General features: G+C 69.7%; 12 protein-coding genes, 1 tRNA gene and 1 pseudogene. 9 read left to right on the top strand and 5 right to left on the bottom strand.

Annotation, left to right across the window (positions count from 1 at the left end; all coding sequences use genetic code 11):
- A pseudogene (locus I73_RS17825) lies at positions 1 to 374 on the bottom strand (beta-ketoacyl-ACP synthase III); the annotation flags it as partial.
- A gap of 86 nt (positions 375 to 460) precedes the next feature.
- Between I73_RS17825 and I73_RS28815 the strand changes: the two are divergent.
- The 9 genes from I73_RS28815 (at position 461) to I73_RS31050 (ending at position 7,621) form a co-directional block, all read left to right on the top strand.
- On the top strand, positions 461 to 1,882 hold the full coding sequence (locus I73_RS28815) for a tetratricopeptide repeat protein (protein WP_051049265.1): 1,422 nt from the start codon (positions 461 to 463) through the stop codon (positions 1,880 to 1,882).
- Positions 1,883 to 1,884: 2 nt separating this feature from the next.
- Entirely contained in the window at positions 1,885 to 2,412 is a 528-nt protein-coding gene (locus I73_RS17815; RefSeq protein WP_022981855.1) for a lipoprotein insertase outer membrane protein LolB, read from the top strand.
- Positions 2,413 to 2,457: 45 nt separating this feature from the next.
- On the top strand, positions 2,458 to 3,387 hold the full coding sequence (gene ispE / locus I73_RS17810; RefSeq protein ID WP_022981854.1) for a 4-(cytidine 5'-diphospho)-2-C-methyl-D-erythritol kinase: 930 nt from the start codon (positions 2,458 to 2,460) through the stop codon (positions 3,385 to 3,387).
- Positions 3,388 to 3,426: 39 nt separating this feature from the next.
- Positions 3,427 to 3,503: transfer RNA gene (locus tag I73_RS17805), tRNA-Gln, on the top strand.
- Between the two features lie 163 nt (positions 3,504 to 3,666).
- Complete coding sequence (locus tag I73_RS17800; RefSeq protein ID WP_022981853.1) at positions 3,667 to 4,629, top strand: ribose-phosphate pyrophosphokinase; 963 nt, start codon at positions 3,667 to 3,669, stop codon at positions 4,627 to 4,629.
- Between the two features lie 93 nt (positions 4,630 to 4,722).
- Complete coding sequence (locus I73_RS17795; RefSeq protein WP_022981852.1) at positions 4,723 to 5,346, top strand: 50S ribosomal protein L25/general stress protein Ctc; 624 nt, start codon at positions 4,723 to 4,725, stop codon at positions 5,344 to 5,346.
- 135 nt (positions 5,347 to 5,481) lie between these two features.
- Positions 5,482 to 6,444 (top strand): LysR family transcriptional regulator ArgP, encoded by a 963-nt coding sequence (locus tag I73_RS17790; RefSeq protein WP_022981851.1) that lies wholly within the window; start codon positions 5,482 to 5,484, stop codon positions 6,442 to 6,444.
- Positions 6,441 to 7,091, top strand: coding sequence for an aminoacyl-tRNA hydrolase (gene pth, locus I73_RS28810; protein WP_022981850.1), 651 nt, complete (start codon positions 6,441 to 6,443; stop codon positions 7,089 to 7,091). Before I73_RS17790 ends, pth begins: the two co-directional genes overlap by 4 nt.
- Complete coding sequence (locus I73_RS31050) at positions 7,088 to 7,621, top strand: hypothetical protein (RefSeq protein ID WP_022981849.1); 534 nt, start codon at positions 7,088 to 7,090, stop codon at positions 7,619 to 7,621. Before pth ends, I73_RS31050 begins: the two co-directional genes overlap by 4 nt.
- A 4-nt stretch (positions 7,622 to 7,625) precedes the next feature.
- On the opposite strand, the gene I73_RS17775 is transcribed toward I73_RS31050, so the two are convergent.
- The 4 genes from I73_RS17775 to I73_RS28800 all read right to left on the bottom strand — a co-directional run.
- A complete protein-coding gene (locus I73_RS17775; RefSeq protein WP_022981848.1) occupies positions 7,626 to 7,901 on the bottom strand; it encodes a YfhL family 4Fe-4S dicluster ferredoxin in 276 nt (91 codons plus the stop codon).
- Position 7,902: 1 nt separating this feature from the next.
- On the bottom strand, positions 7,903 to 8,412 hold the full coding sequence (gene coaD, locus I73_RS17770; protein WP_022981847.1) for a pantetheine-phosphate adenylyltransferase: 510 nt from the start codon (positions 8,410 to 8,412) through the stop codon (positions 7,903 to 7,905).
- Positions 8,409 to 9,005 carry a 16S rRNA (guanine(966)-N(2))-methyltransferase RsmD gene (gene rsmD / locus I73_RS17765; RefSeq protein WP_026096896.1) on the bottom strand — a complete coding sequence of 199 codons (597 nt, stop codon included), beginning with the start codon at positions 9,003 to 9,005 and terminating at the stop codon, positions 8,409 to 8,411. Before rsmD ends, coaD begins: the two co-directional genes overlap by 4 nt.
- On the bottom strand, positions 9,002 to 9,200 hold a 199-nt coding region (locus tag I73_RS28800), incomplete at its 5' end, for a HisA/HisF-related TIM barrel protein (protein ID WP_022981845.1). The genes rsmD and I73_RS28800, both read right to left, overlap by 4 nt.

Genomic DNA, 9,200 nt, shown 5'->3' with positions numbered 1-9,200 from the left:
GAGGTGATCTCGGGATTGACCACCAGCACGCAGCGCGAGGCGCCGCTGCGCACGGCGTTGACCGCCTGCTCGATCGCGAAAGTGGCCGAAGAGCAGGCCACGTTCATGTCGAAGCCGTAGCCGCCCGCGCCCAGCGCCTGCTGGATCTCGATGGCCATGGCCGGGTAGGCACGCTGCATGTTGGATGCCGCGCAGATCACCGCGTCCACATCGGCCGCCTGCCGGCCCGCGGCCGCCAGGGCCTGGCGAGCAGCGTCCACAGCGATCTCGGCCATCAGCGAGAGCTGCTCATCGGCACGTTCCGCCAGCTTGGGCCGCATGCGCGCGGGGTCGAGCACCCCGGTCTTCTCCATCACATAGCGGCGCTGGATGCCAGGGTCGCTCGGGCGACCGCGCCCTGGCGGCGGCCAAGGCCTGGCGCCAGACCCTGCCGCAGTCCATCGAGGCCCTGCGCACCCAGGTGCAGCTGCTGGTGGCCACCGAGAAGCTCGACGAGCTGGCCGGACCGCTCAAGGAACTGATCGAGCGCCAGCCCGAGGTCGAGCGCAGCCCGGTGATCGCCGGCCTGCCCCGCTTCCTCGCGGGCGTGCACGACAAGGCCCAGGCGCTGAGCGTGAGCCAGACCGCCCTGGCTGCCTATCTGGACGCCCCCGCCACGCGCACGGCGGCCCGCACCTCGCTGGGCCGCCTGGCCGCGGCCGCCCAGCAAAGCGATCTGGCCATGGACTATCTGCAGCAGGCCCACCGCGACGACCCCGCCGCGGCGGGCCCGGTGCTGCTGGCCCTGGACCTGATGGGCCCCAAGCCCGAGGCCGAGGCGGTGGTGAAGGACTACCTCGCCCGCCCGGATGCCTTGGCGCCCCTGCGCCTGGCCTATGTGCAAAGCCTGGAGCAGCGCCAGCGTCTGGTGGACGCCGTGGCGCAGCTCCGCCTGGCCGTCGCCCAGCAGCCCGAGATGGCCCAGGCCTGGCTGTCGCTGGGCGCCCTGCTGACCGAGCTGCAGGAGCCGCGCGAGGGCATCCAGGCCCTGGACCGCTATCTCGCGCTGCAGGCCGCGCCGGCCGCTGACGCTGGCGACGCCAGCGACGACGACAACCAGGACGAGCGCCTGCGCCGGACCTACGACTACGCCTGCGTGGTCCAGGCCGACGCGCATGAACAACTCGGCGAGCTCAAGGAAGCCGCCCGCTGGCTGGACAAGGTGCCCGCCGATCGCACCGACCTGGCCCTGCTGGTGCGGCGCGCATCGCTGATGGTGCGGCAGGGACAGGTCGATGCCGGCCTGGCCTTGGTGAAGAACGGCGCCGCCCGCGACAACCCGGATGCCCGCGCGCGTCTGCTGGCCCAGGCCCAGGTGCTGCGCGATGCCGGTCGGCAGCAGGCCGCCTTCGACCTGCTGGGCGATGCCGTGAAGCAGAACCCGGAGGACAGCGGCCTGGTCTACGAGCAGGCCATGCTGGCCGAGCAGCTCAAGCAGTACGACACGATGGAGACGCTGCTGCGGGAGGTCATCCGGCTCAAATCCGATGACGCCCAGGCCTACAACGCACTGGGCTACTCGCTGGCCGAGCGCGATCTGCGGCTGGACGAGGCCTTGAAGCTGATCCAGCATGCGGTGGCGCTGGCGCCGGACGATCCCTTCATCCTCGACAGCCTGGGCTGGGTCTATTTCCGCCAGGGCCGGGCCGACGAGGCGCTGAAGCTGCTCCAGCAGTCCTACGCCGCCCGCCCGCACGCCGAGGTGGCCACCCACCTGGGCGAGGTGCTGTGGGCCCTGGGCCAGCGCGACGAGGCGATGCGCTACTGGCGCGAGGCGCAGCGGCGCGAGCGAGACAACACCGCGCTGCGCGAAACGCTGCAGCGCCTGAAGGTGAAGCTCTGACGATGGCCGTGACGGCCGCGAGGCTGCGGCGCGCGCTGCTGGGGGCCGGCCTGTGCTGGCTGGCCGGCTGCGCCACCGCGCCCAGCGGGCCGGTGGACTACAGCGGCCGCCTGGCCGTGACCGTGGCGGCCGATGGTGACCGCCCCGCCCAGTCGCACAGCGCCGCCTTCGAACTGGGCGGAGACGCCCACCGGGGCCATTTGCGCCTGCTCTCCCCGCTGGGCACCGTGGTGGCCGACGCCACCTGGGACGCCGACCACGTGCGCCTGGAGACGGGCGACGGCCCGCGCGACTATCCCAGCCTGGAGGCCCTGGCCGAGGACACACTGGGCCAGGCCATCCCCCTGGGCGCCTTGCTGGCCTGGCTGCAGGGCCGCCCCTGGAACGACGCGCCCCATGAGGACGATGCCCAGGGCTTCCGGCAGCTGGGTTGGCTGGTGGACACCCACGACCTCGCCACCCAAGGCACCCTGCTGGCCCGCCGCGAAGCGCCACCGGCCGTGACGCTGCGCGCCAGGCTGGACCGCTGACGCCCCCTTTGCCACGGACCGCCCCGAGCTTTCCGCGCCCCCGCCATGAGCCTGCACGCGCTGTACGACCTGCCCGCCCCCGCCAAGCTGAACCTGTTCCTGCACGTCATCGGCCGGCGAGCCGATGGCTACCACCTGCTGCAGTCGATCTTCACGCTGATCAACTGGCAGGACACGCTGCACCTCGAATGCCGCGCGGATGGCCGCATCCAGCGCCATGACCTGGGCCCGGCCCTGCCGGCCGAGGACCTCTGCCTGCGCGCAGCCCGCGCCCTGCAGCAGGCCAGCGGCTGCCCTCTGGGGGTGGACATCTCCATCGACAAGCAGGTGCCCTGGGGCGCCGGCCTGGGGGGCGGCAGCTCGGACGCCGCCACCGTGCTACTGGGCCTGAACCGGCTGTGGGACCTGCACTGGTCGCGCGAGCGCCTGCTCGCCCTGGGCGCCACACTGGGCGCGGACGTGCCCTTCTTCCTCGGTGGACACACCGCCTTCGTCGAAGGCATCGGCGAGATCCTGACCCCGATCGAGCTGCCAGCGGGCCGCTGGGCGGTGCTCAAACCCGCGGCCGCGCTGCCGACCCCGAAAATATTTTCAAGCGAGCTCTTGACGAGAGATACAAAGCCTGTCAAAGTTGCGGGCTTACTCGCTGAGTTGCAGCGGCAACGCGAAACGCGACAGACGACTGAAAAGTCAGAAGAAACGTTTTGGGGCCGCAACGACCTGCAAGCTGCCGCCGAGGCTTTGTGCCCCGATGTGCAGCAGGCGGCAAGGCTCTTGGCAGAACGGTTCGGCAACAGTCGCATGACCGGTTCTGGCAGTGCCGTGTTTGCCGACGCAGGCCGTGATGATGCGAGTGACACCGGCGCAGGCAATTCACCTGTGGCGACCTTGCTGGATGGCTCTTGGCCTGAAGGTTGGGTGGGTCGAATGTGCCGGGGTTTGTCCAAGCACCCTCTGGGTGATTGGGTAAACTGAAAAGGTTTTCGGGTGTGGCTTTCGGGCCATGTCCTGTGTAGGGGAGTCGCCAAGTTGGTCAAGGCATCGGATTTTGATTCCGACATGCGAGGGTTCGAGTCCTTCCTCCCCTGCCAAATTTCATTGTTGTTGTCGCGCCCGGTGGCGTGACCCATCAGAATCAGACTGCGCCTTCAGGGCGCAGTCGTTCTTTGTGGGCTGTGGCGCGTGCTGCGGCCGCGCACCGCAAGACGCCCGTCTTCGTCACGTACAGCCTGCCCACCCCCTGGAGCTCCCACCGTGCTGTTCAACACCGTTCTCTTCACTGGCAACGCCAACCCCTCCCTCGCTCAGGAAATCGCCACCCACCTGGGCACCGAGCTGGGCAAGGCATCGGTCGGACGCTTCTCCGACGGCGAGGTGACCGTCGAAATCCAGCAGAACGTCCGGGCCCGTGACGTGTTCGTCGTGCAGTCCACCTGCGCGCCCACGAACGAGAACCTGATGGAACTGCTGATCATGGTCGATGCCCTCAAGCGCGCCAGTGCCCGCCGCATCACCGCCGTGATCCCCTACTTCGGCTACGCCCGCCAGGACCGCCGCCCGCGTTCCACCCGCGTGCCCATCTCGGCCAAGGTCGTGGCCAACCTGCTGGAAACCGTGGGCGTGGGCCGCGTGCTGACCATGGACCTGCACGCCGACCAGATCCAGGGCTTCTTCGACATCCCCGTCGACAACATCTACGCCAGCCCGGTGCTGCTGACCGACCTGAAGGCCAAGGCCTACAAGGACCTGGTCGTGGTCTCGCCAGACGTCGGCGGTGTGGTGCGCGCCCGTGCGCTGGCCAAGCAGCTGGGCTGCGATCTGGCCATCATCGACAAGCGCCGCCCCAAGGCCAATGTCTCCGAGGTGATGCACGTCATCGGCGAGATCGAAGGCCGCAACTGCGTGATCATGGACGACATGATCGACACCGCCGGCACCCTGGTGAAGGCGGCCGAGGTGCTCAAGGAGCGCGGCGCCAAGCACGTCTACGCCTACTGCACCCACGCGGTGTTCTCGGGCCCGGCCATCGAGCGCATCAAGGCCTCGCACCTGGACGAGGTCGTGATCACCAACACCATCCCGCTGAACGACGCCGGCAAGGCCTGCCCGAAGATCCGCCAACTCTCGGTGGCCTTCCTGTTCGCCGAGACCATCCGCCGCATCTCGGACGGCGAGTCGGTCACCTCCCTCTTCTCGGAGCAGAACAACAACTTCTGATCCGTTTCGCCGGCCGCCCAGGCATCTGCCGAGGCGGCCTTTTCAAATGGGGCGCTCTGGTCGCGGAGCACCCCGACTCATTGGAGTAATGTCATGGAATTCGTCGCTTTCGAGCGCAAGCTGCAGGGGACCGGAGCGAGCCGCCGCCTGCGTAACACCGGCAAGGTGCCCGGTATCGTCTTCGGGGCCGGTGAGCCCGCGATGATCGAGCTGGACCACAACGCCCTCTTCTTCGCACTGAAGAAGGAAGCCTTCCACTCGTCCGTGCTGTCGATGCGGCTCAACGGCAAGACCGAGAAGGTTCTGCTGCGTGACTACCAAGTGCACCCCTGGAAGCAACAGATCCTGCACATTGACTTCCAGCGCGTGGATGACACCACCAAGCTGCGCAAGAAGGTGCCGCTGCACTTCTCCGGCGAAGAAGAATCGGAAGCCGTGAAGACCGACAAGTGCCTGGTCGACCACGTCACCACCGAAGTCGAGATCGAATGCCTGGCCGTCCAGCTGCCCGAGTTCATCGCCGTGAACCTGTCGGGTCTGGTCAAGGGCAAGAGCCTGCACGTGTCCGAGCTGGTGCTGCCGGCCGGTTCCAAGCTGGTCAAGCACGGCACCAAGGACCCGGTCGTCGTGACCGTGACCGAGCCGAAGGAAGAAGAAATCGTCGTGGCCGCCGCGCCGGCTGCCGACGACAAGAAGGGCAAGAAGGGCAAGAAGTAATCTGCCCTCCGGATGCCGGCCGACGGGCCGGTCGCCCCGAAACCCCGCTGCGGCGGGGTTTTTTTATGCCCATTGCGCCCTCACGGCGCCGATCGGCATTAGGCTGACTGATGTCTCGATGAACACATCAGCCCCATGAATGCCCTGGACCCCGCCGGCCTGGAATGCCTGGCCGCCCTGGCCGAGGCCGGCAGCTTCGACGGTGCGGCCCAGCTGCTGCACATCACCCAGTCGGCGGTCTCGCAGCGCCTGCGCTCGCTGGAAAGCAATGTCGGCCATGTGCTGGTGGTGCGTGAGCGGCCGCTGCGGCTGACCGAGCCGGGCAAGGTGCTGCTGCGCTACGCCCGCCAGATGCAGGCCCTGCGCGCCGACGCCGCGCGCGAACTGGGCGCCACGCTGAACCGCGACGAGCGCCTGCCGATCGCCGTCAACCCGAACAGCCTGGCCACCTGGGTGCTGCCGGCCCTGGACCCGCTGGTGCAACGCGGGCTGCAGGAAGGCTTCGGCGTCGAATTGATCGTCGACGACCAGGACTTCACCCACGACTGGCTGCGCCAGGGCGAGGTGCTGGGCTGCGTCAGCACCGTCGCCCAGGCCCTGCGCGGCTGCGCCTGCCAGGCCCTGGGCGCCATGCGCTATGTGGCGGCCGCCAGCCCGGCCTTCGTGGCCCGCCACCTGCCGCAGGGCTTGAACCGGCGCAACTTCGCCCAACTGCCCTTCGTCACCTTCAACCGCAAGGACGACATGCAGACCGAGTGGGTCACCAAGGCTTTCGGCGTGCGCGATCCCCAGCTCAGGGCGCGCTTCGTGCCCAGCAGCGAGGCCGTGGCCCGCGCCGCGGCCATGGGCTGGGGCGTATCGGTCCTGCCGGAGCTGCTGGCCCGACCTCTGCTGGCCAGCGGCGCCCTGCTGCCGGTGCTGCCGGAAGTCCACCTGGACGTGACCCTGTACTGGCACCAGTGGAAGCTCAGCGGCGAGGACGGCGAGGCCTCGCGCCACGGCCTGATGGACCAGATCGGCGAGGCCCTGCTGGCCGGCGCCCGCCAGGCCCTGCACCCGGTGCCCGTGGCCGGCGGCGGGGATAATCCGGGCCCATGATTCGACTGATCGTGGGCCTGGGCAATCCCGGGCCGGAATACGAGGACACCCGCCACAACGCCGGCTTCTGGTGGGTGGACCGGGCGGTGCGCCAACTGGGCGGCAGCCTGCAGGCCGACCGGGCCTACCACGGCCTGGTGGCCCGGGTGAACCGGCCGGCCGGCCCGGTCTGGCTGCTGCAGCCCATGACCTACATGAACCTCTCGGGCAAGTCGGTGGCTCCGCTGGCGCGCTTCTTCAAGATCGCGCCGGAGGAGATCCTGGTCGTGCACGACGAGCTCGACCTGCCGCCGGGCCAGATGAAGCTCAAGCAGGGTGGCGGCAACGGCGGCCACAACGGGCTCAAGGACATCCAGGCCCAGATGGGATCGCCCAATTTCTGGCGCCTGCGACTGGGCATCGGCCACCCGGGCGTGAAGGCCGAGGTGGCGGCCTATGTGCTGCGCAGGCCGCCGGCGGTGGAGCGCCTGTCCATCAATCACACGGTGGACGAATCGCTGCGCTGCCTGGATCTCATGCTTGACGGCGCCATGGACAAGGCGATGATGAAGATCCACGCCAAGCCGCCGCGCCCCAAGCCGGCCCGCCCCGCCGGGCTGGGCACCGAGGGGACGGCCACCGTCCCTTCACCGCCCGAAACCCCTTGAACACCGCCCGCCCCCCGCTTCTCACCTGCCTGCTGGGGGCGCTGGCCCTGTCGGCGGGCGCCACGGCCCAGGCCACGGTCTACCGCTGCGGCCAGACCTATCAGCAGACACCCTGCGAGGGCGGCAAGGCGGTCGACCTGCCTCCCGCTCCGGCGCCTGCCGATGTCAAGGCGGCCCAGGACCGCGCGCAAGCCACCCGGAAATGGGCCGAGGGCATGACCGAAGAGCGCCTGGCGCGGGAGAAGGCCTTGGCCAAGGCCCGTCGTGACGAGCGTGCTGCGCACAAGAAGGGCCCCCCAACGGACACGCCGACGGCGGAATCCACCGCGCCGGTCAGCGCCGGCTGCACCGAACCACCGGTGCGCCATGCAGGCGCGGTGAGCGAAGCCGAGGCGCGCCGCGCCCGGCGGGCCGCCGCCCGCTGCAAGACCTCGGCCGTCTATGCCGCACTGCCTGCCAGCAGCCCGGCCACCAAGACCGACACCGCCCGCCAGCCCTTGCCGGCCAGCGCAGCCACCCGGGGCCGCTGAGCCCTCAGGCCGTGGAGCCCGCGGCTGCGGCGCTGGGCGCCTGCAGCAACTCGTACTTGCGCTGCAGCTGCTCGCGCGTCTCGACGTGGGCCGGGTTCACCGGAATGCACTCCACCGGGCAGACCTGCACGCACTGGGGTTCGCCGAAATGCCCCACGCACTCGGTGCAACGCGCAGGGTCGATCACATAGACCGTCTCGCCCATGGAGATGGCCTGGTTGGGGCATTCGGGTTCGCAGACGTCGCAGTTGATGCACTCGTCCGTGATCATCAGGGCCATGTCAGACGTCCTTGGGCTGGGCCACGCGGTCCTTGAGTCGTTCGAGCACCGAGGGTGCCACGAACTTGGAAACATCACCGCCCAAGCTGGCAATTTCGCGCACGAAGGTGCCGCTGACGAACTGGTACTGGTCGCTGGGGGTCAGGAACAGGGTCTCGACGTCCGGCATCAGCTGGCGGTTCATGCCCGCCATCTGGAACTCGTACTCGAAGTCGCTGACCGCGCGCAGGCCGCGCACCACCACCTTGCCGCCACGCTGGACCACGAAGTCGCGCAGCAGGCCGCGGAAGTCGACCACCTCGACGTTCGGGTAGGGCTGGCAGAGCTCGCGGGCCAGCCCCAGTCGCTCGTCCAGCGTGAACATGGTGCGCTTGTGGTGGCCGGCCGCCACCGCCACGATCAGGCGGTCGAACAGGCGGGCCGCCCGCCGCACCAGGTCCTGGTGCCCCAGCGTCATCGGATCGAAGGTGCCGGGATAGACGGCGATCACGGGATCATGGTCGGCGCTCATGGTGTCTCCTCTTTCTGCAGCAGCGCGAAATGCACGGCACCGGCCTGGCCCTGGCGGTACAGCGTCAGACCCGGGGGCAATTCGGCCGGCAGCGGCTCGCCGGCCTCCAGGTAGACGAAGCCACCCGGCACCACCGCCCGCACCGCGGCGGCCAGGGCCGGCTGGGCCAGACCGGCCGCGAAGGGCGGGTCCAGCAGCACCAGTTCCTGCGAGACCGCGGGGGCGGCGCGCAGCCAGGCGATGGCATCGGCGCGCTGCACCCGCAGCGTCTGGGCCTTCAGCCGCTCGCGCGAGGCATTGAGCGAGGCCACCAGGGCCGGGTCCTGCTCCAGCAGCAGCACCTCGGCCGCGCCGCGGGAAGCGGCCTCGAAGCCCAGGGCACCGGAGCCGGCAAAGGCATCCACCACGCGCCAGCCCGAGAGGTCCTGGCCCAGCCAGTTGAACAGGGTCTCGCGCACCCGGTCGGGCGTGGGCCGTAAGCCCGGGCGGTCGGCCACCGGCAGCAGGCTGCGCCGCCACTGGCCACCGATGATGCGCACCGCGTGACGACCGCCGGCGGCGGGCCGCGGCGCCGATCCTTGGGCCGGCCTCACTGCCGCACCGGCACGCCGGCCTCGGCGAGTCGGGCCTTGGCCTGGGCCACCGTGAACGTGCCGTAGTGAAAGATGCTGGCCGCCAGCACCGCGTCGGCGCCGCCGACCTGGATGCCTTCGACCAGATGCTCCAGCGCGCCCACGCCGCCCGAGGCGATCACCGGCACCGGCACCGCGTCGCTGACCGCACGGGTC

The sequence above is a fragment of the Ideonella sp. B508-1 genome (genome assembly GCF_000333615.1).
Classification (GTDB): Bacteria; Pseudomonadota; Gammaproteobacteria; order Burkholderiales; family Burkholderiaceae_C; genus Ideonella.
Note: the sequence above shows the minus strand (reverse complement) of the source record. Positions and strands in the feature narration are given on the sequence as shown.